The sequence below is a fragment of the Gibbsiella quercinecans genome, from assembly GCF_002291425.1.
Classification (GTDB): domain Bacteria; phylum Pseudomonadota; class Gammaproteobacteria; order Enterobacterales; family Enterobacteriaceae; genus Gibbsiella; species Gibbsiella quercinecans.
In genome coordinates this window covers 1,014,035-1,039,851 of record NZ_CP014136.1, presented here as the reverse complement: position 1 = coordinate 1,039,851, position 25,817 = coordinate 1,014,035, and the positions used below count along the sequence as shown (strand labels likewise).

18 protein-coding genes are annotated in these 25,817 nt (G+C 55.7%); 11 read left to right on the top strand and 7 right to left on the bottom strand.

Annotation, left to right across the window (positions count from 1 at the left end; all coding sequences use genetic code 11):
* Positions 1-34: 34 nt before the first annotated feature.
* Positions 35-2,074 (bottom strand): choline transporter, encoded by a 2,040-nt coding sequence (locus ACN28Q_RS04725; protein WP_095845282.1) that lies wholly within the window; start codon positions 2,072-2,074, stop codon positions 35-37.
* A gap of 404 nt (positions 2,075-2,478) precedes the next feature.
* On the opposite strand from ACN28Q_RS04725, the gene betI reads away from it, so the two are divergent.
* The 3 genes from betI (at position 2,479) to betA (ending at position 6,610) form a co-directional block, all read left to right on the top strand.
* Entirely contained in the window at positions 2,479-3,075 is a 597-nt protein-coding gene (gene betI, locus ACN28Q_RS04720; protein WP_095845281.1) for a transcriptional regulator BetI, read from the top strand.
* A gap of 19 nt (positions 3,076-3,094) precedes the next feature.
* Positions 3,095-4,567, top strand: coding sequence for a betaine-aldehyde dehydrogenase (gene betB / locus ACN28Q_RS04715; protein WP_095845280.1), 1,473 nt, complete (start codon positions 3,095-3,097; stop codon positions 4,565-4,567).
* A 375-nt stretch (positions 4,568-4,942) separates the two neighbouring features.
* On the top strand, positions 4,943-6,610 hold the full coding sequence (gene betA, locus ACN28Q_RS04710; protein WP_095845279.1) for a choline dehydrogenase: 1,668 nt from the start codon (positions 4,943-4,945) through the stop codon (positions 6,608-6,610).
* 88 nt (positions 6,611-6,698) lie between these two features.
* On the opposite strand, the gene ACN28Q_RS04705 is transcribed toward betA, so the two are convergent.
* Positions 6,699-7,289, bottom strand: coding sequence for a LuxR family transcriptional regulator (locus tag ACN28Q_RS04705; RefSeq protein ID WP_095845278.1), 591 nt, complete (start codon positions 7,287-7,289; stop codon positions 6,699-6,701).
* A gap of 22 nt (positions 7,290-7,311) precedes the next feature.
* Positions 7,312-8,028 (bottom strand): EAL domain-containing protein, encoded by a 717-nt coding sequence (locus ACN28Q_RS04700; protein ID WP_095845277.1) that lies wholly within the window; start codon positions 8,026-8,028, stop codon positions 7,312-7,314.
* 471 nt (positions 8,029-8,499) lie between these two features.
* Here ACN28Q_RS04700 and ACN28Q_RS04695 point away from each other — a divergent pair, with 471 nt between their 5' ends.
* The 4 genes from ACN28Q_RS04695 (at position 8,500) to ACN28Q_RS04680 (ending at position 13,513) form a co-directional block, all read left to right on the top strand.
* The gene (locus ACN28Q_RS04695) at positions 8,500-9,057 is read left to right on the top strand and encodes a fimbrial protein (RefSeq protein WP_095845276.1); all 558 of its coding nucleotides are present in this window, start codon (positions 8,500-8,502) and stop codon (positions 9,055-9,057) included.
* Between the two features lie 64 nt (positions 9,058-9,121).
* Complete coding sequence (locus ACN28Q_RS04690; protein ID WP_095845275.1) at positions 9,122-9,853, top strand: fimbrial biogenesis chaperone; 732 nt, start codon at positions 9,122-9,124, stop codon at positions 9,851-9,853.
* A 76-nt stretch (positions 9,854-9,929) separates the two neighbouring features.
* On the top strand, positions 9,930-12,482 hold the full coding sequence (locus ACN28Q_RS04685; RefSeq protein WP_095845274.1) for a fimbria/pilus outer membrane usher protein: 2,553 nt from the start codon (positions 9,930-9,932) through the stop codon (positions 12,480-12,482).
* Complete coding sequence (locus ACN28Q_RS04680) at positions 12,479-13,513, top strand: fimbrial protein (RefSeq protein ID WP_095845273.1); 1,035 nt, start codon at positions 12,479-12,481, stop codon at positions 13,511-13,513. The genes ACN28Q_RS04685 and ACN28Q_RS04680 overlap by 4 nt, the downstream gene beginning before the upstream one ends.
* A gap of 419 nt (positions 13,514-13,932) precedes the next feature.
* Here ACN28Q_RS04680 and ACN28Q_RS04675 read toward each other — a convergent pair whose 3' ends face one another.
* Positions 13,933-14,343 carry a helix-turn-helix domain-containing protein gene (locus tag ACN28Q_RS04675; RefSeq protein WP_230469390.1) on the bottom strand — a complete coding sequence of 137 codons (411 nt, stop codon included), beginning with the start codon at positions 14,341-14,343 and terminating at the stop codon, positions 13,933-13,935.
* Between the two features lie 190 nt (positions 14,344-14,533).
* A complete protein-coding gene (mqo, locus tag ACN28Q_RS04670) occupies positions 14,534-16,198 on the bottom strand; it encodes a malate dehydrogenase (quinone) (RefSeq protein ID WP_095845272.1) in 1,665 nt (554 codons plus the stop codon).
* 534 nt (positions 16,199-16,732) lie between these two features.
* On the opposite strand from mqo, the gene ACN28Q_RS04665 reads away from it, so the two are divergent.
* Positions 16,733-18,325 carry an ABC-F family ATPase gene (locus ACN28Q_RS04665; protein ID WP_095845271.1) on the top strand — a complete coding sequence of 531 codons (1,593 nt, stop codon included), beginning with the start codon at positions 16,733-16,735 and terminating at the stop codon, positions 18,323-18,325.
* Positions 18,326-18,668: 343 nt separating this feature from the next.
* Here the strand turns inward: ACN28Q_RS04665 and moeB are convergent, their stop codons facing one another.
* Together moeB and moeA are read right to left on the bottom strand one after the other, a co-directional pair.
* A complete protein-coding gene (moeB, locus tag ACN28Q_RS04660) occupies positions 18,669-19,421 on the bottom strand; it encodes a molybdopterin-synthase adenylyltransferase MoeB (protein ID WP_095845270.1) in 753 nt (250 codons plus the stop codon).
* 2 nt (positions 19,422-19,423) lie between these two features.
* A complete protein-coding gene (gene moeA / locus ACN28Q_RS04655) occupies positions 19,424-20,662 on the bottom strand; it encodes a molybdopterin molybdotransferase MoeA (RefSeq protein ID WP_095845269.1) in 1,239 nt (412 codons plus the stop codon).
* Positions 20,663-21,205: 543 nt separating this feature from the next.
* Here moeA and ACN28Q_RS04650 point away from each other — a divergent pair.
* Genes ACN28Q_RS04650 through gsiB form a run of 3 tightly spaced genes read left to right on the top strand, consistent with a single transcriptional unit; the run spans position 21,206 to position 25,607 of the window.
* On the top strand, positions 21,206-22,165 hold the full coding sequence (locus tag ACN28Q_RS04650; protein WP_095845268.1) for an isoaspartyl peptidase/L-asparaginase family protein: 960 nt from the start codon (positions 21,206-21,208) through the stop codon (positions 22,163-22,165).
* Positions 22,162-24,072, top strand: coding sequence for a dipeptide ABC transporter ATP-binding protein (locus tag ACN28Q_RS04645; RefSeq protein WP_230469389.1), 1,911 nt, complete (start codon positions 22,162-22,164; stop codon positions 24,070-24,072). Before ACN28Q_RS04650 ends, ACN28Q_RS04645 begins: the two co-directional genes overlap by 4 nt.
* Positions 24,069-25,607, top strand: a complete 1,539-nt coding sequence (gsiB, locus tag ACN28Q_RS04640; protein WP_095845266.1) for a glutathione ABC transporter substrate-binding protein GsiB — start codon at positions 24,069-24,071, stop codon at positions 25,605-25,607. Before ACN28Q_RS04645 ends, gsiB begins: the two co-directional genes overlap by 4 nt.
* Positions 25,608-25,817 lie beyond the last annotated feature (210 nt).

Genomic DNA, 25,817 nt, shown 5'->3' with positions numbered 1-25,817 from the left:
CGCAACGCGATGCGTCACGGCCTGGCGGGGGCCATTACATGTCCGGGAAGGTCAGGGTGTTGCCCGGCGCTTCGCGGTGTATGTGCAGGAAGTTCAGGTGTTTTTCGTACTGATCCAGAATGTCGCCAATCACCTGCTCCTTGCTGTAGTCCATCAGATCGTTGCCCTGGGTGCCTTCCATCAGGAAGGTTTCCAGCCGATAGTAGTGTGACTTGCCAGAGCGCGCACGGTAAGTGAAGCCCGGCACCGAGTAACGCTGTGGCCAGATCTGGTAGATAAAGTTCTGTTCTTCGCCCAGATGCACCAGCAGCTCCAGGTGCGGCAAGCGTTCATCCTCGCCGGGCGGCACTTCGGTAAATGCCACCTTGGCGCCGCGCAATTCCAGCTCGCGCGCAACATCCTGCATCGCTGGGCGGCAGACGTTATCCAGCATTTTCTGCGTGTACTGCGTGCCGGGGTAATTCATCACGCGTGACAGGCGCTGCTTCCAGTTCAACACTTCATTGTGCGAAGCCGGCGCCGGTGCGGAGGTGTTCAGCGCACTGGCTTTGCGATAATCCTCGACGCGCAGCGATTTGTACAACCCGGCCATCACGAAGAAGATAACGAAGCTGAACGGCAGGCCCATGATCACCGTGGCGTTTTGCAACGCCGAGACGCCGTTGGTCATCAGCATACCGATGGTCAGCAAGCCAATGGCTACCGACCAGAAGATGCGCAACCAGTTCGGCGCATCGTTGTTGATATCGGCCAGGCGCGAGGTGAAGTTGCCCAGCACCAGCGAGCCGGAATCCGCCGAGGTGACGTAGAACAACAGCCCGGTGATGGTGGCGACCGACGCGCTGAAGGTAAAGCCGGGGTACTGCGCCAGCAGGCTATAGAAGCCGCGCTCCGGGAACTGCATCACTTCCTGCGCAAAATCGGCGTTGCCGTGCAATATCTGGTACAACGCGCTGTTGCCGAAGATTGACAGCCACAGCAGGGTGAACACGAACGGAATGATCAGCGTGCCCACCACAAACTGGCGGATGGTGCGCCCACGTGAAATACGCGCCAGGAACAGGCCAACGAACGGCGACCATGCCACCCACCATGCCCAGAAGAACAGCGTCCAGTTGTTCATCCACTCTACCGGGCGATCGAAAGCAAAGCTGTTGAGCGTCATGCCCATAAAGCGGTTGATGTAATCGCCGACGTTCAGCACCAGTGCATTGAGTAGGAATTCGGTGTCGCCGAAGAACAGCACAAACAGGATCAGCCCCAACGCCAACAGCACGTTAAGTTCCGACAGAAAACGGATGCCTTTATTGACCCCGGAGGTGACGGAAACGGTGGCCATGATCACGGAAAGTAAAATCAGCCCGCCTTGCACCGTCAGGTTTTCCGGCAGATCGAACAGCACTTTCAGGCCGTAGTTGAGCTGCACTACGCCAATCCCCAGGGTGGTGGCAATGCCGAAAATGGTGCCGATCACCGCGGCGATATCCACGCTGTGGCCGATCGGCCCATTGATCCGTTTACCAAAGATCGGGTACAGCGCCGAGCGAATGGTCAGCGGCAGGTTATAGCGGTAGCTGAAATAGCCCAGCGCGATACCCATCAGCGCATACATCGCCCAGCCGGTCAGGCCGTAGTGGAACAGCGTCCATACCATGGCCTGGCGGGCGGCTTCCAGCGTTTGCCCCTGGCCTTCGGGCGGCATCATGTATTGCGTGACCGGTTCCGCCACCGAGAAGAACATCAGATCGATACCGATACCGGCGGCAAACAGCATCGCCGCCCAGCTCATCAGGCTGAATTCAGGCTTTGATTGTTCCGGCCCCAGCTTGATCGAACCAAAGCGCGAACCGGCGATCAGGACGACAAACACGATATACAGCGTGGCGGCCAATAAGTAATACCAGCCGAAGGTGGTGGACACCCAGTTCAGGGTGCGGACCAGCCAGCGGCCGGAAAAATCGGTGAAGAAAATGGTCATCAGCGAGAAGGCCAGGATCAGCCCCGCAGACGTAAAGAAAACCACAGGATTTAAACGGTCCTGCTGCGGTTTTGAGGAGGTATCGCGTGTTGTCATCGTCTTCCTCTGGTGTTGATAACGGATCGTTCGTACCCACACGGCTGCCGGGGCTGCGCCAATCGGGCAACCTGCGGGAACGTGCAGAAAGAAAGCGGGCGGCAAAAAAAAGCGAAACGGCGTGCAAGCGCATGCCGCGAATTCCCACAGCGTAGGAACCGGGTTCGTTATTTTATTGCTGCCAACCGGTTAATACCGCAGAAATCTGCAGCGGGGCGGGAAGCGTTTTTCGGCGCTGATTTTGGTCAGATTCGTTAAATACCTCACAAAAATCAGCTACTCCCATAACCAAAAGGTACATTGTTTTAACCTTGTGGTAATAAAATATATGCAATTTTAATTGAACGTTCAATCAAAAAAAAGTTTAATAGGGAGGTGAAATCGGTTTTGTGAGAGGCGAAGCCATGCCCAAGGTAGGAATGCAGCCGATAAGAAGGCAACAGTTGATTGAAGCCACATTGGCCGCGGTAAACGAAGTGGGAATGCATGACGCCACCATTGCGCAGATTGCGCGGCGGGCGGGCGTTTCCAACGGCATTATTAGCCATTATTTCAAGGATAAGAACGGGTTGCTGGAAGCGACGATGCGCTATTTGATCAGCCATCTCGGCGAAGCGGTCAAACTGCGTTTGCAGGCGCTGGAAGATCACAGCCCTGCGGCGCGGCTGCGGGCGATCGTCGCCGGCAACTTTGACGATACCCAGATCAACAGCGCGGCGATGAAAACCTGGCTGGCCTTTTGGGCCAGCAGCCTGCATCAGCCGCAGCTCAACCGGCTGCAGCAGGTAAACGGCCGGCGGTTGTATTCCAACCTGAGCGCCGAGTTCCAGCACGCCCTGCCAAAAGCGCAGGCGCGGGCGGCGGCCAAAGGGCTGGCGGCGCTGATAGACGGCCTGTGGCTGCGCAGCGCTCTGCGCGGCAGCGCGTTTAACCAGGCGCGGGCGATTGCCATCACGACCGAATACATTGACTTTCAGCTGGGGAAAAGCACCTCAGGCTGAGCCAACCAAAGGAGAACCTATGTCCCGTTTTGGCTTACAGAAGCTCTATATCCATGGTGCCTATGTAGACAGTACCGAGGGGAAAACTTTCAACGCCGTCAACCCGGCCAACGGTGAAGTGATTGCCGAAGTCCAGGCCGCTAGCGCTGAAGATGTCGACCGTGCGGTGGTCAGCGCAGCCAGCGGGCAAAAGGTATGGGCGGCAATGCCGGCGATGGCGCGTTCGCGCATTTTACGCCGCGCGGTGGATATCCTGCGCGAGCGCAATGATGAACTGGCCCAGTTGGAAACCTTCGATACCGGTAAAGCGCTGTCGGAAACGACGGCCGTGGATATCGTTACCGGCGCCGACGTGCTGGAATACTACGCCGGCTTGATCCCGGCGATCGAAGGCCAACAAATCCCGCTGCGCGAATCCGCTTTCGTTTATACCCGCCGTGAACCGCTCGGTGTGGTGGCCGGCATCGGCGCCTGGAACTATCCGATCCAGATCGCGCTGTGGAAATCCGCGCCGGCGCTGGCGGCCGGCAACGCCATGATCTTCAAACCGAGCGAAGTGACTTCGCTGACCGCGCTGAAGCTGGCGGAAATCTACACCGAAGCGGGGCTGCCGGACGGCGTATTCAACGTGGTCACCGGTACCGGCGCCGAGGTGGGGCAGCACCTGACCGATCACCCGGGGATCGCCAAGATCTCCTTCACCGGTGGGGTGAAAACGGGCAAAAAAGTGATGGCTAATGCGTCCGGTTCAACGTTGAAAGAAGTCACCATGGAACTGGGCGGCAAATCACCGCTGATCGTCTGTGATGATGCCGATCTGGATCGCGCCGCAGATATCGCCATGATGGCTAACTTCTACAGTTCCGGGCAGGTATGCACCAATGGTACGCGTGTGTTCGTGCCCGCGGCGCTGTTGGCCGACTTTGAAAACAAAATCCTTGAGCGTGTCCAGCGCATCCGCCTGGGCGATCCTAACGATCCAGCGACCAACTTCGGCCCGCTGGTCAGCTTCGCGCATATGGAATCGGTGCTGCGGTTTATTGAAAGCGGGAAGCACAGCGGCGCGCGCCTGCTGTGCGGCGGTGAGCGGGTGCTGGAAGGCGCGTTCGCCAAGGGCGCTTTTGTGGCGCCGACGGTATTTAGCGACTGCCGCGACGATATGGAAATTGTGCGTGAAGAGATCTTCGGCCCGGTGATGAGCATTCTGAGCTACCAAAGCGAAGAGGAAGTTATCGCCCGCGCCAACGATACCACCTATGGCCTGGCGGCCGGCGTGGTGACGCGCGATCTGGCGCGCGCTCATCGGGTGATCCATCGCTTGGAAGCCGGTATCTGCTGGATAAATACCTGGGGTGAATCGCCGGCGGAAATGCCGGTCGGCGGTTACAAACATTCCGGCGTAGGGCGTGAAAACGGCCTGGCGACGCTGGAACACTATACGCAAATCAAATCGGTACAGGTGGAACTGGGCGAGTTTAGCTCGGTGTTCTGACCCTCACCCCAACCCTCTCCCAACGGGAGAGGGAGCAGATCGTGCCGTGATTTGAAAAATGGCGACTAAAGCTCCTTATTCTCACTTTCAGGGGGAAGAATTTCTCCCAAAGGGAGAGGGAGCAGATCGTGCCGGGATTTGAAATACGGCGACTAAAGCTCCTTATTCTCACCCTCCGGGGGATGGATTTCTCCCAACGGGAGAAGGGGCCGACGGTGCTTTTTTCAGGCAAATAGCGACTTAGGCACCTTATTCTTATCCCCCAGCTAAGAGGGGGAATCAATAAATAAAAGACTCTCCATCCCAGCGAAGATAAATCGATGGCAGGGGCTTTGCCCCCGGCGGGGGAACAATCAAAATTAAAGGAGATAATTGATGGAATTCGATTACATCATTATCGGCGCCGGTTCTGCCGGCAACGTATTGGCTACCCGATTAACTGAAGATGCAGACGTTAGCGTGCTGCTGCTTGAAGCCGGCGGCCCGGATTACCGTCTGGATTTCCGTACCCAAATGCCTGCTGCATTGGCTTATCCGCTGCAGGGGCGCCGTTATAACTGGGCCTACGAAACCGATCCGGAACCGCACATGAATAACCGCCGTATGGAATGCGGCCGCGGCAAGGGGCTGGGCGGCTCCTCTTTGATCAACGGTATGTGCTATATCCGCGGCAACGCGATGGATTTCGATAACTGGGCCAAAGCGCCGGGTTTGGAAGACTGGCGCTATCTGGACTGCCTGCCGTATTTCCGCAAGGCGGAAACCCGCGATATCGGGCCGAACGACTACCACGGCGGCGATGGCCCCGTGAGCGTGACCACGCCAAAAGTGGGCAATAACGAACTGTTCCATGCGATGGTGGAAGCCGGGGTGCAGGCTGGCTACCCGGCAACCACCGATCTGAATGGCTATCAGCAGGAAGGCTTCGGCCCGATGGATCGCACCGTTACGCCGAATGGCCGCCGCGCCAGCACCGCGCGGGGCTACCTGGATCAGGCGCGCGCCCGGCCGAACCTGACCATCATCACTCATGCGCTCACCGATCATATCGATTTCGACGGCAAGCGCGCGGTCGGCGTCAGCTACCTGAAAGGCGACGGCAATACGTTGCATCGCGCCCGTGCCCGCCGTGAAGTCTTGCTGTGCGCCGGCGCTATCGCCTCGCCGCAAATTCTGCAACGCTCCGGTGTTGGCCCGGCAGCATTGTTGAAAAACCTGGATATCAACGTGGTGCACGATCTGCCTGGCGTGGGGGAGAACCTGCAGGATCACCTGGAAATGTACCTGCAGTATGCCTGTACCAAACCCGTTTCGCTCTACCCGGCGTTGCAATGGTTTAACCAGCCGAAAATTGGCGCCGAATGGTTGTTCAAGGGAACCGGGATCGGCGCCAGCAATCAGTTTGAAGCCGGCGGCTTTATCCGCAGCCGGGAAGCGTTCGCCTGGCCGAACATCCAGTATCACTTCCTGCCGGTGGCGATCAACTACAACGGCAGCAATGCGGTGAAAGAACACGGTTTTCAGGCGCACGTCGGCTCCATGCGTTCGCCAAGCCGCGGCCGCGTGCAGGTGAAATCGAAAGACCCGCGCCAGCACCCGAGTATCCTGTTCAACTATATGTCCACCGAGCAGGACTGGCAGGAGTTCCGCGATGCGATCCGTATCACGCGTGAAATCATGGCGCAGCCGGCGCTGGCGCCTTATCGCGGCCGTGAAATCAGCCCGGGTGTGGATGTGCAAAGCGATGAAGAGCTGGATGCGTTTATCCGTGAACATGCGGAAACCGCCTTCCACCCTTCCTGTTCATGCAAAATGGGCGAAGATGAGATGGCGGTCGTTGATGGCCAGGGCCGGGTGCACGGTATGGAAGGGCTACGCGTGGTGGATGCTTCCATCATGCCGCAAATCATCACCGGCAACCTGAACGCCACCACGATTATGATCGCCGAGAAAATTGCCGATCGTATTCGCCAGCGCACACCACTGGCGCGCAGCACGGCGCCATACTATGTGGCAGGCGATGCGCCGGTGCGCAGGAAATAAGCAACACGCCCGCTCGCCGAGGGGGAGGCCCGCTGTAGCAAGCCCTCCTCTCCATTGGCTTTCCTCCAAGGCGAGGGGGCAATCACTGCTATTTTCCGGCGGTAAAGATCGCGTTCATATTTCGCAGGCGCAGTTTCTTCATCGCGCTGTATTTCTGCGAGAAGATCGTTTTGGGATGCGTGCCGCGTTTCTCGGCAATATGCGCCAGGCTATCCCCACGCAGCAGGTTAAAGATAACGTCGCTTTCCGCTGGGCTAAGCTCGCGGGTTTTTTGCACTTTAATGCAGGCGTGATCTTTGCTGTCCAGCAGTTGCTGAATTTTTTCCTGCATCGTGGCCAGTGGCACATGGGCAGGCAGCAACTCGACTGAAATACCCAGGATAGACAGCAGCCGAACTACGCGCTCATCATCATAAAACACCAGAATCCGCGTCTTGCTTCTGTATTGCTGATAGGCGGTGACCAGGCTTTCGATAACGTTGACGCTTTGCTCCAGGTTGCGCGAAGTAAAGATCAGCACGATATCATGCCGGATGATTTTCTCCGCTTTTGCGCCATTGTGCAGAAAGTCGGAGAACAGCCGGAGGTTGTATTGATCCGAATGTCTTTTCAGTAATGACGAAAGACCGGTATAGCTGTACTTGCACTCGCTAATAACAAGAACATTGTTTTTAGACATAATGGAAAACGCCCATAATGAGTTAAAAGTATTCAGCTGTAAGAAACGAGCTTAAATCCTTTATATCGGATTCTTTCCACAGCTTTCCCTGCAGTGCGTGGTAAGGCATCTCGTCCAACCACTTCTTATGTTCGGCCGTTTCAACGCCTTCAATAATCACCCGATGTTGATTCAGTGAGAGATAACGGAGCAAAGAATGCATAAGATCTTTACCCCCCGGTTTTTCCATAAAATCCCATAAAAGAAAACGATCAAGCTTAACGAAATGGAACTGGCTGTTATAAAGCGCAGAGAATCCGGCGTAACCGGAGCCAAAATCATCAAGCCAGAATGAATAACCATTTAATAACGGATTGCCATGCAACCGGTTTTTTATCAACTGGGTGGAATGTTCACTGATCTCAAAATGGATACAGTTAATCTTACTGATTCTTTCCGAAAAACGGTCGTTCGCCAATGAGCACAAAGAATGATCATCAACGTTTAACGTAGCGATTACGCGATTTTCTCTAAACCAACTCTGGTATTTTTCGATCAATGAAACCTGTTCAAGCAAGATCTCAATGCGAGTATCACTGTCCGCCTGTTGGAAGAACTTCTCTGGAGCTAAATGTGCGAAGTCACCGTTTTTATGCAAACGTGACAGGCACTCAACGGCAACCAATCGGCCCGATTTCCCAAACATTGGCTGGAATACAAAATTAATATCGTTGTTCTTTTGATTAAAATAACAACTCATTTACCAGTCCTTTGGGTCTTTTTTAAAGTGATGATTTTCAACAATAAATAAATTTTATTTTGCTTATTCATTGGTAAAAATCCTATTTAAACGGCCATGTTAGGGAAAGATTGCCAATCCTCTGCAAAACGAGCATTTCCTCTGGGATGTCAATGGGGTTCAAAAACAGTGTGCTGAAAATAAGGCATACAAACGCCTAAATATCACGCATTTACGTGATGTAGTGCATTGTTTTTTTTCTCAAACACAGATTATTCTCATTCTGTTGAATCGTCAATATCGATCAATGGTGGTTTGTTGATAGTTTTTTTCTATCATGCGGGGTGGTATGAATGTTTTAAACGATTTAACAGGAATAATACGTCTGGTCTATATTCCGTTCGGCAATGGATTCATCGGGCTTCATTCCTGACAAGGAGTAGCATCGCTGAATGTACCTCATCGTCGTATTAATTCATCGAGAGTCTAAATATGAAAATCTCTAAGCTGTCTGCTGTATTGGCATTGGCGGTAAGTGCCGCTACCGTTTCTTCTTTCTCTGCACAAGCTGCCGACGGTACTATTACTTTTAACGGTAAAGTCACCGATCAAACCTGTACTATCAGCACCCCAGGCGGTAAAGATTTTACCGTAACGCTGCCGACCGTTTCTTCCTCTACTTTGGCATCTCAGAGTGCAACTGCCGGCCGTACGCCATTCTCAATTAACCTGACTCAGTGTTCTAAAGGCCAGGTAGCAACTTATTTTGAACCAGGCGCAACGGTTGATTTTAATACTGGCCGTTTGAATAACCAGGCACAGACTGATGCTGCAACCAACGTGCAAATTCAACTGTTGGGCAGCAACAACCAGTTCCTGCCAATTCTGGCTGCAGGTTCTAATGGCGCACAGGCTAATTCCCAGTGGGTTGCCGTGGCTAACGATGGCGATTCAGCTGACCTGAATTACTATGCTGAATACTATGCAACTGCCGCTGCTGGCGCAGGTGATGTTACTTCCAACGTTCAGTACACCATTATTTACCAGTAAGTAATATTCTTATTCTGGCGGGGAGTTTTCCCCGCCGTTTTTCCCTACAGCAGCGATAAATAGAATGAAAAATTCATTGAAAAAATACAGTGTATTGCTGATGGCTATGTTTTTCAGCAGCAGCGTTTTTTCCAGCGTGATTATCAATGGCACGCGTATTATTTATCCGGGAAAACAACGTGATGTCACCGTTCAATTATCAAACAACGGCGCTTCGCCCGCGTTAATTCAATCCTGGGTGGATGAAGGCGATGCGAAAACCACGCCGGAAAACAGCAAAGCCCCTTTTATTGTCTCACCGCCAATCAGCCGTATTGAGCCCAACAGCGGCCAGGCGTTGAGATTGTCGCTGACGACGACGGCGCTGGCGCAGGATAAAGAATCACTGTTCTGGCTGAATGTTTTGGAGATCCCGCCGGCACCGACTGGCGCGCATAACCAACAGGCGCCGGATAATTTTTTGCAGGTAGCGTTCAGAACCCGCATCAAACTGTTCTATCGCCCGGCAGGCCTGGCGGGCAGCGCCAATGACGCGCCGGAAAAATTGCAATGGCGCTATAGCGCTGCGGGCGTCAGTGTGAAAAACCCAACGCCTTATTATGTTTCCTTTACCGAAATCAACGCGGTGGTCAACCAGCGGAAAATCCCATTAGCGCCGCATGGCGATATGGTGGCGCCGGGGCAGGAAAAAACGCTGGCTTTTTCTGGTGATAGCGCACGCATAGCAGATATCCAGTTCACCACCATCAACGATTACGGCGGCCGGGTGACTCGCAGTAAAAATAACCAGAAATAACCTTTGGAAGAGGCTTCAGGCCCCGGAGAACAGGCTGTCGGCGGGGGGAGCGTAATTTGGTAAAGGATTCATGGATATGAAAGAGTTACCTATCTCAGCCGCGATAAAATCGGCACTTTTTAGCTATAAATCCCTTTTTTGGCTGACGGGCGGCGTGGCTTTCCTGGCGTTGCCGGCGGCTGCGATGGCGGCAACGGAGCCCACGCAGGAAAACGCGCCGATCGAAGCCACTTTCAACAGTAATTTTTTAGTCGGCCAGGCACAGGGGGTCGATCTTTCTCGCTTTCGCGACGGCAACCCGATTTTAGCCGGGAAATATTCGCTGGACGTTTATGTTAATGGCGAATGGAAGGGCAAAAAGAACATTGAGTTTAAAAATATCCCGGGGAAAAGCAGTGCGGATACCTGCTTTACGCTGTTGTCGCTCGATGAGTTTGGCATCGATAGCGCCAAGTTCGGCAGCGATGCCGCAATAACGCCGGAAACCTGTAAACCGCTCGGGCAGTGGGTGCCGGAAGCCAGCTACCGTTTGGACACCAGCACCTTGCGTATGGATGTCAGCGTGCCGCAGGCAGCGCTGCGCCGCAGCGCGCGCGGCTATGTGGATCCGCGCTTTTGGGATCGCGGTATTACCGCCGGTTTTCTGTCATACAATTTCAACGCCTTCAACACCCACAGTTCGAACATGGGCGGCAAGACGGATACCAACAACGCGTATCTGACCATGAACGCCGGCTTTAATCTGGCCGGCTGGCAATTGCGCCATGATTCCAACGCTACCTGGCGCAGCGACGCCAGTTCGCATTTCCAGAACACGGCGACTTATGCCCAACGTGGCATTCCGGCGGTGCAGGGCATGTTGACCCTGGGGGATAGCTATACCAGCGGCGATTTCTTTGATTCGATCGGTTTTCGCGGCGCGCAGTTGGCGACGGACGACCGCATGTTGCCCGATTCGCTTAACGGCTATGCGCCGGTGGTGCGCGGCGTCGCGCAAACCAACGCCCTGGTGGAGATCCGCCAGAATAACCAGCTTATCTACCAAACCACCGTGGCGCCGGGCGAGTTCGTGATTAACGATCTTTACCCCACCGGCTATGGCGGCGATCTTAATGTCACGATCAATGAGGCCGATGGCAGCAAGCGGCAATTCAGCGTGCCTTATGCCTCGGTGGCGCAAATGCTGCGCCCGGGGATTCAACGTTACGCCCTAACGGCGGGTAAGGTGCGCGATGAGAGCCTGAGCAAAGAGCCGGAAATGTTTCAGGCCACCTATCAACGCGGCTTTACCAATATTATCACCGGTTACACCGGTACCAGCTTCAGCGACGGCTATAGTGCGTTTCTGGTCGGTAGCGCGGTAGCTACGCCGGTCGGGGCTTTTGCACTGGATGTGACCCAGGCCAACACCCGCCTGAAACAGGGCAATCAATCCGGCCAAAGCTTTAAGCTCAGCTACAGCAAGCTGATGACGGAAACCAATACCAACTTCACGATTGCGGCCTATCGCTACTCGACGTCCGGCTATCTGTCGCTTCGCGACGCGGTGTTTTCCCGTGATTATGAGCGCAAAGGGTTGAGCATCGATGCCGTGAACCGCCAGCGCAGCGAGTACCAACTGACATTAAACCAAGGCCTGGGTGACGGTCTTGGCTCCCTGTATATCACCGGTTCGGTGCGGGATTACTGGAACCACGGCGGCACCACCAAACAGTATCAGGTGGGTTACAACAACTATTATGGCCGCGTGACCTACGGTTTATCGGCGATGCGTACCACCGACGCCTATAACCGTAACGATACGCGCTATTACCTGACGCTTTCGATTCCGTTTACCGTCGGTTCGCAGTCGTTAAGCATGAATAGTTCGCTGGGCTACAGCGATCGTGGCTATGACAGCAGCCGTGTCGGCATTAACGCCTCCACCGGCGAGGATAACAACATCAGCTACAGCGCGGCGTTGGCCAACGATCGCAACGGCGGCACTAACGGCAGCGTGAGTGGTGAATACCGTAGCCGTTTCTCAACGCTGAACGGCGCCTACAGCTACGGCAAAGATTATCGTCAGGCTTCCCTGGGCGCCTATGGCAGCATCATCGCCCACAGCGGCGGCGTTACCATGACGCCGCAGCGCGGCCAAACCATGGTGCTGATTGAAGCGCCGGATGCCGCCGGCGCGTCGGTGACCAACTCGCCGGGCGTGCGGATCGACGATCGCGGCTATGCGGTGGTGCCTTATGTTTCACCTTACCGGATGACCAACGTCACGCTGGATCCCAACGGCATGTCGCACAGCGTGGAATTGGAAAGCAGCAGCCAGCAGGTAGCGCCTTATGCCGGCGCGATTGCCAAATTGTCGTTCAAAACCACCAAAGGGCAGGCGCTGATCATTCATGCGCAAGGGCCGGATGGTTCGTCGCTGCCGTTTGGCGCCGAAGTGCTGGATACCCGTAATCAGGTGGTGGGTATCGTGGGGCAGGGCAGCCGTATTTACCTGCGGACCGAAGCAAAACAAGGGCTGTTGCAGGTGAAGTGGGGAACGCAGCCGACGCAGCAGTGTTCGGTGAACTATCACGCCACGCTAAACAACGGTACCGATTATGAAATTATTGAAGCGAGCTGCAAATGATGAAATCAATGCGTAACTTTGCGTTGAAAACGCAGAAAGCAAAACGCCTGGCGCTGGTCAGCTTGCTGATGTGCACCGGTCAGTCAGTGTACGCCAGTTGCACGTCGAACCTGACGAATTACCAAACGATTCAAATGAACGTTGGGCGAGTATTGGTCACGCCGGATAGCCAGGTCGGCGATATATTGGCGACGGCCCAATTTACGATTAATGGGGTTGACAGCGCTGGCACCTGCACGAACGGCGGGAGTGCGATTGGTCAAATATTGCAAGGGGCGCAAACCAACTATTCCAATGTCTGGAGCACGAATATTCCTGGCATCGGTATTCGTCTCTACCGTGAAGCAGGTTCGATCAGTACGTATTATCCACATACGTTGACCTTCTCTGGCAGGCGAACGCTAAACCTGGCCGGGGGATATTTTAAGATTGATATTGTGAAAACCGCGGCTGAAACGGGAACCGGGCAATTAACCTCAGGATTGTATACCCGCTACTATTTGAATGGTTCCGGGCCTTCCCGGCCGATACTGATGTCTGTCGTGAATGCCGACAGCTTCACCATTGTAACGTCATCTTGTAGCATCGATGCCGGCTCAAAGAACATCGCGGTCAATCTTGAGCCGGTGACGGCGGCATCATTTGGTGGCGTGGGCTCCACTCAAGGGGAAAAGAACTTCAATATCAATATCAACTGTGTTGGCGGCGTTGGCGAGGAGTTATTACCGGGAAGTACCGGGCAGGGACTAGTGAACGTCCGGTTTGATTATACTCAAGACGATTCGAATGCGCCGGGGGTGATCAAATCAGAAACGGGCAGTGATGCCGCCTCTGGCGTTGCGGTTCAGCTTTTGAATGGGAACACCTCGCAGCCGATTTCAAATGGTGAGGCAGTGAATGCCGGGCATACGATTTCCAATCAAACCAACACACTGACGTTGCCTTTACTCGCCCGTTATTATCGTACCGGCGCTACGATTAAAGGGGGGAATGTGAGATCGACTGCAACCTTCACCCTTGAATACAACTGATATTGCGCACCCAAACGTCGATGAAATGGCCTTCATCGGCGTTTGAAATTTATGCCGCAGAGCCGTCTTTTCGACATCCTTCCGCTCTCTTTTCGGGCGATGGGTATGATGAGGAACGATTCATTCGTATCCCCTTGCTTCATTTTCTTATCGCGACTCGCTCATCACGTTAAGTGCGACTACGCCGATTGAGTTGATGCAATGCCAGTTCAGCGGTTCCGCCTTTTGATGAGTGTTCCACCTCCAGCAGCCGATCGATCTGATAGGGTTTTTGTCCCCATTTACGCGCCAGCCCCGCCTTATGCGTGCCCATCCCTTGGGATCTGTATTAATGTCCGTGCCGTCACCGGCAGACGATGAGTATTAACATAATAAAAGTGCGTGTATTGCCGTATTAATGAAACGATGATGGAGGATGTTCACATGCGGCATGGGGTGGATGGATGGCCGTATCCTTGCCCTTTCTTGCGGGGACAATGCGGTTGGTAGCATTCCTCCGGGCCTTTGGATGCGGTGCGCCGATAGGCCGCCGGGGTTTTGCCAAACTGCTTTTTAAACGCGCGCGAAAACGAAGGCTGGGAGTCAAAATGGAATTGCAGTGCGATATCCAGAATCGGGCGTGGGGTGGAGCACAGCGCCACGGCCGCCCTGGCGAGGCGGCGTTCACGAATATAGCTGCCCAGCGCATGGCCGGTGGTGCTGCGGAACATACGCTGCAAATGCCATTTGGAATAGCCGGATTTTGCCGCTACGTTATCTAATAACAGGGGGTGATCCAGATGATTTTCGATCCATTCCTGCAAGTCATGAATGATGCTGGCGCGATCCATTATGTCGGTTCTCCTGCTGATGCGGCATCCGTTCGCCGCTGCTGAAGCTAATTATCCAAGATTATTCTTTGATAATAGGCGTGCCAATAAGGTTACGCAAGTGTTAACCGAATGGGGTAAATCGTGAAATGTGTGGCCGGCAGCGAAAAAAAGGCCGCATTTAAGCGGCCTTGGTAGCGTGGCGCGGGGCTTAGTGAGCTGCCGTTGCTTCCTGCACCACAGCGGCCTGTTGTGCGGTTGCCGGTTGCGCGACCTCTTGCGCGGCGGTCTGTTGCGGCGCGGCGGCTTCCGGTTTCACTTCAATGTAGTTCAGGCCCAGAACGCTGCTGGTATAGCGGCGGATCTCATTGGTCATTTCCACATCGCCGTCCAGTTTATGGCCGTAGGACGGAATGATCTCTTTCAGCTTGCTCTGCCATTCTGGCGTCGCCACTTTGTCTTTGAACGTTTTTTCCAACAGGTGCAGCATGATCGGCGCCGCGGTTGATGCGCCCGGCGATGCGCCCAGCAGTGCGGCGATGGTACCGTCCTGTGAACTGACCACTTCGGTGCCGAATTGCAGCACGCCGCCCTTGGCATCATCTTTTTTGATAACCTGCACGCGTTGCCCGGCGGTCCACAGGCTCCAGTCTTGCTGCTTGGCGTCTGGGAAGTACTCTTTCAATTCAGCGAAGCGATCGTCATCGTTCATCATCAACTGGCCGACCAGGTATTTCACCAGATCAAAGTTATCGATGCCCACATGGCTGATTGGCAGCAGGTTGGAGGTGTTCATCGAGCTCACCAGATCAAACAGCGAACCGTTTTTCAGGAATTTGCCGGAGAAGGTGGCGAACGGCCCAAACAGCAGCACGCGTTTGCCGTCCAGCATACGGGTGTCCAGGTGCGGCACCGACATCGGCGGGGAGCCGACGCTGGCCAGGCCATACACTTTCGCCAGGTGCTGATTGGCGATTTCCGGCTTGCTGGTGACCAGGAACTGGCCGCCGACCGGGAAGCCGCCGTAGCCGTCGGCTTCCGGGATACCGGATTTTTGCAGCAGCTTGAGTGAAGCGCCGCCGGCGCCGATAAACACGAACTTGGCGTTGACGGTGGTTTCTTTGCCGTCACGTTTCAGATCGGCAACGGTGACCGCCCAGGTGTTGTCCGGGTTGCGTTTGATGTCGCGCACTTCATGGCTGAGATTCAGCGAGAATTTCTTGTCCTGCGTCAGCGAGCTCACCAGTTGGTGAGTGATCACGCCAAAGTTGACATCGGTACCGATAGGCATACGGGTTGCGGCGATTTTCTGTGCCGGATCGCGGCCATTCATCACCAGCGGTGCCCATTGCTTAATTTGTTCTGGATCTTCTGAATATTCCATACCACGGAATAATGTGCTGTGTTGCAATGCGGTATAACGTTTACGCAGATAATTAACGTTGTCTTCGCCCCAAACAAAGCTCATGTGTGGCACGTTGTTAATAAAAGATTTCGGATCCTGCAGAACGTTATTTTTAACCTGATATGACCAGAACTGGCGGGATATTTCGAAAGACTCATTAACCACAACGGCTTTGCTGATATCAATAGAACCGTCCGCTCTTTCCGGCGTATAGTTCATTTCACTGAAAGCAGAATGGCCCGTACCTGCGTTATTCCAGCCGTTAGAGCTTTCTTCCGCCACGCCGTCCAGGCGTTCGTACATGTTGATGGTCCAATCCGGCTCCAGTTCCCGCAGGTAGGTGCCCAACGTTGCGCTCATGATACCGCCGCCGATCAGCACGACATCAACGGTTTTGTTCTCTTCTGCCATGGCGCGCTGGGCCATGCCAAACGGGTTCAGGCAGAAGAACAGGACGAGTAATTTTCTCATTAAGCTAAATCTCTGTTGTGTAAATTCTACTCATATGCAGGTGAAAGAATTTATCAGGATTACCCCGAAAATAAGCAAAACTGCTTGCCCGCTGAGGTTGCCGAAACAGCGTAATAATGCCTTTTGGTTAACAGGGTTTTTAACAAAAAGTGGACGATTACCGGCAATACCAAAGGGTTATTGTGCAGTTCACGTTTACTGGACGGATATTATTGTTTGCAAGAATGTTAAAAACTACTTTTGTAACTAAAAAAACCGATATTGTTATTAGCCTGCACCACGAACATGCAAAATAAGGGAAAAGTGATTTATTACAGCTATAAATTACCGGGATATTAAATGTGCTTGTGGTTATTAATTAACCAGAGTGAGTTTTCATTTCCACTACATTTATTTTGCTGGTCAGGCACCGGGTGGCGGATGGGCTGAAGCTGTTGGGCCGCACAAAAATCCACCAAAACTTCCCACGAAATCCAGGCGGCTTTGTGGCATAATGCGCGCTAAATCACATTTTCCAATAAAAGAGCGAGCGTTGTGCTAAGTACCAACAACATCACTATGCAGTTTGGCAGTAAGCCGCTGTTTGAAAATATCTCCGTTAAGTTTGGCGGCGGTAACCGTTATGGCCTGATCGGCGCCAACGGCTGCGGTAAATCGACCTTTATGAAAATTCTGGGTGGCGATTTGGCGCCGTCTGCCGGCAACGTGTTCCTCGATCCGAACGAACGCCTGGGTAAACTGCGCCAGGACCAGTTCGCGTTTGAACAATACAGCGTGCTCGATACCGTGATCATGGGGCACACCGAACTGTGGGCCGTAAAGGAAGAGCGCGATCGCATTTACAGCCTGGCTGAAATGAGCGAAGAAGACGGCTACAAAGTGGCCGATCTGGAAGTGCAATACGGTGAAATGGACGGTTACAGCGCCGAAGCGCGCGCCGGCGAACTGCTGCTTGGCGTGGGCATTCCGGTGGAACAGCACTATGGCCCAATGAGCGAAATCGCGCCGGGCTGGAAGCTGCGTGTGTTGCTCGCGCAGGCGCTGTTCTCCAATCCTGAAATCCTGCTGCTGGATGAACCGACCAACAACCTGGACATCGACACCATTCGCTGGCTGGAACAGGTGCTGAACGAACGCAACAGCACCATGATCATCATTTCGCACGACCGCCACTTCCTGAATATGGTGTGCACCCACATGGCGGATCTGGACTACGGCGAGCTGCGTATTTATCCGGGCAACTATGATGAATACATGACGGCGGCGACCCAGGCGCGTGAACGCCTGCTGGCGGATAATGCCAAGAAAAAGGCCCAGATTTCCGAACTGCAGTCGTTCGTTAGCCGCTTTAGCGCCAACGCGTCCAAATCCAAGCAGGCGACTTCCCGCGCCCGCCAGATTGACAAGATCCAGTTGGAAGAGGTGAAGGCCTCCAGCCGTCAAAACCCGTTCATTCGTTTCGAACAGGACAAAAAGCTGTTCCGCAACGCGCTGGAAGTGGAAGCGCTGAGCAAGGGCTTTGACAACGGGCCGCTGTTCAGCAAGCTGAACCTGATGGTCGAGGTGGGTGAAAAGGTGGCGGTGCTCGGCACCAACGGTATCGGTAAATCCACCCTGTTGAAAACGCTGGTGGGGGATCTGCAGCCGGACAGCGGAACGGTGAAATGGTCTGAAAATGCCAAGATTGGCTATTACGCGCAGGACCACGAATACGAATTTGATGATGCCCTGACGGTTTTCGACTGGATGAGCCAGTGGAAACAGGAAAAAGACGACGAGCAGGCGGTGCGCAGCGTGCTGGGCCGTTTGTTATTCAGCCAGGATGACATCAAGAAGAAAGTGAAGGTGCTTTCCGGTGGCGAGAAGGGGCGCATGCTGTTTGGTAAGCTGATGATGCAGCGGCCGAACGTGCTGGTGATGGATGAGCCAACCAACCACCTGGATATGGAATCCATTGAGTCGCTGAATATGGCGCTGGAAATGTATGAAGGCACGCTGATCTTCGTTTCGCACGACCGCGAGTTCGTCAGTTCATTGGCAACGCGGATTTGGGAAATGACGCCAGCGAAGGTGATTGATTTTACTGGCAACTACGAAGACTATCTGCGTAGCCAGGGGATTGTGTAAGTTCTCCCTCTTCCCTCACCCCAACCCTCTCCCAAAGGGAGAGGGAGCAGCCCGGCGTTGTTGGTGGGGCGTGTGACTAAACATCGTCTGGCGTGAACGGATGTGTTGGCTGCCCAACTCACTTTTTAAGCAGGTTATGTTTTCTTCCCCACATATTTGACTCGTATCTGGCTGACAACGCAGGGTAGGGTGACTAAACATCGTCTGGCGTGAACGAAGGTGTTGGCTGCCCAACCTACCTGCTGAGCAGGTTATGTTTCCCTCTCCCACAATTTGACTCGTATCTGGCTGACAACGCAGGACGGTCCCCTCTCCCTGTGGGAGAGGGTTAGGGTGAGGGGAATCACCCCCCGCACACCTCGCACTGTGGATTCCTTGGCAACGTGATCTCGCGAAACTGCATGGTCATGGCATCAATCATCAACAGCTTGCCAACCAGCACCTCACCGTAATTCGTCAATAGCTTAATGGCCTCCATGGCCTGCAGCGAGCCGACGGTGCCGACCAACGGCGCCATCACGCCGGCTTCAACGCAGGTGAGGGCATTTTCGCCAAACAGCCGGCTCAGGCAATGATAACAGGGCGTCCCGGGCTGATAGGTAAAGACGCTGAGCTGCCCCTCCATACGGATTGCCGCGCCGGAAACCAACGGCGTGCGCAGCCGGTGGCACAGCCGATTAATCTGCTCGCGCGCGGCGACGTTATCGGTGCAGTCCAGCACCACATGGCAATCATCAATCAGCGCCGCCAGGTCATCATCATCCAAATAGTGGTCGACGGCATTAATGCGAATATGGGGATTGATGGCCGCCAGCTCCAGGCGGGCGGATGTGACTTTCGCCATACCGATGCGCGCATCGCGGTGCAGGATCTGGCGCTGCAGATTGGAGAGCGAGACGGTATCGAAATCAACCAGCGTCAACTGCCCGACGCCCGCGGCAGCCAGATAGGGCGCCGCCGCGCAGCCCAGGCCGCCCAGGCCGATCACCAGCACCTGCGCCACCTTCAGCTTTTCCTGGCCGTCGAAATCAAAGCCGCGCAGCACGATCTGGCGGTTATAGCGCAGCGCTTCTGCATCGGTTAATTCCGGCAACATGGTCAGCTCCTTAGCAGGGCGTTAAATGGCTCGATCTCCACCGTCTCACCCGCCGCCACCGAGCCGCGTTCGCGTTCCAGCACGATAAAACAGTTGGCCAGGCTATAGGAGCTGAACACGTGCGAGCCCTGGTGGCCAGTGGTGCTCACTTCCAGCTCACCCTCGGCATTGGTTTGGTACACGCCGCGTTGGAAATCCAGGCGGCCCGGCGTTTTCTTCAGCGGCGTGATTACCCGGGCGCGCATGCGCGGCGGCAAACGCCATTCGCTATGGCCGGCCAGCGCGGCCAGCAGCGGCTGTACCAGTTGATAAAACGTCAGCACGGCGGAAACCGGGTTGCCCGGCAGGCCGCAGAACCAGGCGTGTTGCAGCTTGCCAAAGGCGAAGGGTTTGCCCGGCTTGATGGCCAGTTTCCAAAACCCCACTTCGCCCAGTTCATCCAACATCTGTTTGGTGTAGTCGGCTTCGCCAACGGAAACGCCGCCGCTGCTGATCACCACATCGGCGTTGCGATCGGCTTCAATAAACGCGCTGCGCAGCGCGGCCTGATCGTCACGGATAATGCCCAGATCCAGCACCTCACAGCCCATTTGCTCCAGCATCAGGCGCACCGCAAAGCGGTTGGTATCGTAGATTTGCCCGGCCTGCAACGGTTGGCCTACCGGCACCAGCTCGTTGCCGGTGGAAAACACGGCCACTTTCAGCTTACATGTCACCGAAACCGCCGCTACCCCCAGCGAAGCCAGCAGCGGCAGATGGGCCACGCCCAGCTTCACCCCGGCGGGCAGCACCTGCGCCCCTTGCTGAATGTCTTCGCCGGCCAGGCGGATATTTTGCCCAGCCTCCGCTTGGCCGATGAACCGCACGCCGGCATCGCTGACTTCCGCCTGCTCTTGCATGATCACCGCTTCGGTGCCCGCAGGGAGCGGCGCGCCGGTCATAATGCGCACGCAACTGTCGGCCGGCCATGGGGCATTAAACGGGGCGCCGGCGAAGGCCTTGCCGGCTACCGACAACGGCGCCTGCGCGTGCAGTTCATGCAAGCGCACGGCGTAACCATCCATCGCCGAGTTGGCGAACGGGGGCACGTTGATGGGCGAGATCACGGGTTGTGCGGTAATGCGGCCCACCGCGGCAGCCAGTGGAAGGGTTTCCGTTTCCTGCAGGGGCGAAATTTGGGAAAGCATGTTCTGCAGCGCCTGCTCAAGGGAAAGCAAGCCGGAAGTAGGGCAGTAATCCATAGGGGGAACTCCGTTATCTGGCCGCTGACACAGTGCGGCAAAGTTGGCGTTATTATGGCAGATAACGCCGGGGGGGAGAATGCCACCAAAAGTATTACTCCCGGGCGCTGGGCGCCGCAGTGCCGTGCAAGCCGATTAAGGCCATTCCCTTAACATGGCGGAGTGTAGGGTATTATTGCGAAGCAGGTATATCGGTGAGATACCGGAGCGGTAATATTTTATCTGCATCTGTTGCCGCCCGGCGTATTATTTACATGCCGGCAAACCATGCAAATTAGCCAAAAAAAACGATAATGCTTCCCCTATGGCAAAGATAATCATAACGATTTGTTTTTATTAGCTTAAGCTATTTGGAGGAACAAATTAATCTAAATGAACCTTAGGGAATAACGGCAAGGGACTTTATGCTTTACATCGTTTGCCATGCTAAATATAGTCAAAAAAGACGAAATAATAATTATCGGCCACGCAGGGGTGGTAACGATAAAACGAGGCGGTGCCTATCCCTTGGCGCACGCAACCTCATTCAGGGTGTGATAAATCATGAGCAAACCGGTGATTGCCATTCATGGCGGCGCGGGCGCAATTACCCGTGCTGTGATGAATGCGGAAAAAGAACAGGTCTATATCCAGGCGTTGTACGATGTTGTCGCCGCCGGGCAGGCGATCCTGGCCGGTAGCGGCAGTGCGTTGGATGCGGTCACGGAAGCGGTCAGGCTGCTGGAAGAGTGCCCGTTGTTCAATGCCGGGGTGGGCTCGGTGTTTACCCATCAGGGCACCCATGAGCTGGATGCCTGCATCATGGATGGGCGCACCTGCGAGGCCGGCGCCGTTGCCGGCGTTAGCCGCATCCGCAATCCGGTGTTGGCGGCGCGCGCGGTGCTGGAAAACAGCCCGCATCTGATGTTCGCCGGCGAAGGGGCCGAGAAGTTTGCCGCCACGCACGGCCTGGAAATGGTCGATGCCGATTTCTTTTTCACCCAGGCGCGTTTTGAACAACTGCACCAGGCCCAGGCTGAACAGGGGCGGGTGTTGCTCGATCACGATAGCGGCACGTTAAACGATGCCCCCCTCGATCCCAACAACAAATTCGGCACCGTGGGCGCCGTGGCGCTGGACGCGCTCGGCAACCTGGCGGCGGCCACCTCCACCGGCGGGATGACCAACAAACAGCCCGGGCGGATTGGCGATACGCCGATCGTGGGCGCCGGCTGCTATGCCAATAACGCCACTGTGGCGGTTTCCTGCACCGGCACCGGCGAAGCCTTCATGCGCGGTGTGGTTGCCCACGATGTTTCCGCGCTGATCGACTATGCTGGGCTAAGCCTGCAACAGGCGACAGAGCGGGTGGTGATGGAAAAACTGCCGGCGCTTGGCGGCATCGGCGGCCTGATTGCTATCGATCGCTTCGGCAATCTGGCGCTGCCGTTCAACAGCGAAGGCATGTATCGCGGCTTTGGCTATGTGGGGGATGCCCCGACGGTGGGTATTTACCGCCTATGATAATGCATACCTCCTCGCCCGCCGCCGCTCGTGAGTGGGCCCTGCCAGGCCAGCGCGTGCTTTCCGTGCGTGATTTGAGCGTGAATTTCGCCAGCGAAGAGGGCAGCGTTGCGGCGGTGCACCGGCTTTCCTTTGACGTTGATCGCGGCGAAACGCTGGCGATCGTCGGGGAGTCCGGTTCGGGGAAATCGGTCACGTCGCTGGCGCTGATGCGCCTGTTGGCGGCAAACGGGCAGATCGCCCCGGGCGGCAGCATGCTGTTCCGCCGCCGTAATGGCGATGTGCTGGATCTGGCGCAGGCCGAACAAGGCACGCTACGCCATATACGCGGCGCCGACATGGCGATGATTTTTCAGGAGCCGATGACGTCGCTTAACCCGGTGTTCCCGGTGGGCGAGCAGATCGCCGAATCCTTGCGGCTGCATCAGGGGATGGACCACGCGCGCGCCCGGCGTGAAGCCCTGCACATGCTGGAACGGGTGCGTATTCCCGAAGCGAAAAACATCCTGAACAGTTACCCGCACCAGCTCTCCGGCGGTATGCGCCAGCGGGTGATGATCGCCATCGCTCTGTCGTGCAAACCAGCGTTGCTGATCGCCGATGAGCCGACCACCGCGCTGGACGTGACCATTCAGGCGCAAATTCTGCAATTGATTGATGAGTTGCAGCAGGAAATGCAAATGGGGGTGATTTTCGTCACCCACGATATGGGGGTTGTGGCGGAAATCGCCGATCGGGTGCTGGTAATGCACCAGGGCGAAAAAGTAGAGGAAGGGCGAGCCGTGCCGCTGTTTTCCGCGCCGCAGCAGCCTTATACGCGCGCGCTGTTGGCGGCGGTCCCCAGGCTTGGCGCCATGGCCGGCAAGGATTTCCCGGCCAAGTTCCCGTTAGCGAACGGTTCGGACTCTGGCCAACCGCAGGATACCGTGCCGCCGGGCAGTGAGCCGGTGCTGCGCGTGCGCGATTTGGTGACGCGTTTTGATGTGCGCAGCGGCATCCTGAACCGCGTTACACGGCGCGTGCACGCGGTGGAAAACGTCAGTTTCGATCTTTATCCGGGCGAAACGCTGGGGCTGGTGGGGGAGTCGGGCTGCGGCAAATCCACCACCGGGCGCTCGCTGCTGAAGCTGGTGGACAGCCAGCACGGCACCATCACCTTCAACGGCCAGACCATCAATCAGCTCAAAGGCGCCGCGTTACAGCATCTGCGGCGTGATATTCAGTTTATTTTTCAGGATCCGTTCGCCGCGCTCGATCCGCGCCTGACCGTGGGGTTTTCGATCATGGAGCCGTTGCTGGTGCACAACGTGGCCCGCGGCGCGGCGGCGGAAAAACGGGTGGCCTGGCTGCTGGAGCGTGTGGGGCTACGGCCGGAGCATGCGCGCCGCTACCCGCATGAGTTTTCCGGCGGCCAGCGCCAGCGTATTTGCATCGCGCGGGCGCTGGCGCTGAACCCGAAAGTGGTGATTGCCGATGAATCGGTCTCGGCGCTGGACGTTTCCATTCAGGCGCAGATCGTCAATCTGCTGTTGGATTTACAGCGGGAGTTCGGCATCGCTTTTCTGTTTATTTCCCATGATATGGCGGTGGTTGAGCGTATTTGTCACCGGGTGGCGGTGATGTACCTGGGCCAGATTGTCGAGATCGGCCCGCGCCGCGCGGTATTTGAAAACCCGCAACACCCCTACACGCGCAAGCTGATGGCGGCGGTACCGATAGCCGATCCGCGGCTGGCTCGCCAGCGGCCGCCGTTGTTGGTCGATGAAATACCCAGCCCAATCCGCGCGCTGGGGGATGAACCCGTAACCGCACCGTTGGTGCAAGTTGGGCCGGGGCACTTTGTGGCCCGCCACCCCATTGCCGGTGCCAGGCAGGCTGTGCCTTTATCAGGAGAGAAAGCAACATGATTCGACACACATTCAAACGTAATGCGTTAGTCGCTGCCGTGCTGTTGGCGGCGGCATCAGGCCCCGCCTGGGCGGCGAAAGACGCCGTGATCGCCGTGGCATCGAACTTCACCACGCTGGATCCTTACAATGCCAACGATACGCTATCCCAGACGGTGGCCAAATCGTTCTATCAGGGGCTGTTCGGCTTTGATAAGGATATGAAGGTGGTGAACGTGCTGGCGGACAGCTATACGGTCAGCGGCGAAGGGTTGACGTATACCGTTAAGCTGCACCCGGGGATCAAGTTCCATGACGGCACCGATTTCAATGCCGCAGCGGTGAAGGTGAACCTGGATCGCGCCAGCAACCCGGATAACCACCTGAAGCGCTACAACCTGTTCAAGATGATCGATAAAACCGAGGTGGTGGATGCGACAACGGTGAATATCGTGCTGAAAGCGCCGTTCTCTGCGTTCATCAACAACTTGGCTCACCCGGCGGCGGCGATTATTTCACCCGCCGCGTTGCAAAAATACGGCAATGACATCGGCTTCCACCCGGTGGGCACCGGGCCTTACCTGTTTGAAAACTGGAATCAGACCGATTTTGTTAAAGTGAAGAAGTTTGATGGCTACTGGAAAGCGGGGCTGCCGAAGCTCGACAGTATCACCTGGCGCCCGGTCGTCGACAACAATACCCGTGCCGCGATGCTGCAGACCGGCGAAGCCACATTCGCTTTCCCTATCCCTTACGAGCAGGCCGGGATCCTGGAGAAAAACAGCAAGCTGAACGTGGTTGCCGCCCCTTCGATTCTGCAACGTTACATCAGCATGAACGTTACCCAGAAGCCTTTCGATAACCTGAAGGTGCGCCAGGCGCTGAACTACGCCATCAATAAAGACGCGCTGATCAAGGTCGCCTTTGCCGGCTATGCTGTGCCGGCGGAAGGCCCTCTGCCACCAGCGATTGACTTCGCCGCCAGCTACAAACCGTGGCCTTACGATCCGGCTAAAGCGCGCGAACTGCTGAAAGAAGCCGGCTATCCGAACGGCTTCACCACCACGCTGTGGTCTTCGCATAACCACAGCACCGCGCAAAAAGTGCTGCAGTTTGCCCAGCAACAGCTGGCGCAGGTTGGGGTGAAAACCACCGTGACCGCCATGGATGCCGGCCAGCGCGCCGCCCAGGTGGAAAGCGTGGGCGTGAAGGACACCGGTGTGCGCATGTTCTATACTGGCTGGTCGGCCTCAACCGGTGAAGCCGATTGGGCGCTCACCCCGCTGTTTGCCACTCAGTCTGCGCCGCCTAAGCAGTTCAACACTGCGTTCTACAGCAACCCGCAGGTGGATAAAGACCTGGCCGCCGCGTTGGCGACCACCGATCGTGCCGAGAAACAGAAGCTCTATAAAGATGCGCAGGATCACATCTGGGCCGATGCGCCGTGGATTTTCTTGGCGACCGAGCGCCTGCTGTCGGCCAATAACAAGCAGTTAAGCGGCTTCTATGTGATGCCGGATACGTCGTTCAACTTTGAAGACGCCGATCTGAAGTAACGCGCGCTCTCCCGCGGGCAAAGATCGGGTGAGGGAATACCACCGTATACGCAAACAATCATCCGTCGCACCCTCTCCCATTGGGAGAGGGATGGGGTGAGGGAATACCACCGTATACGCAAACAATCATCCGTCGCGCCCTCTCCCATTGGGAGAGGGTTGGGGTGAGGGAATACCACCGTATACGCAAACAATCATCCGTCGCACCCT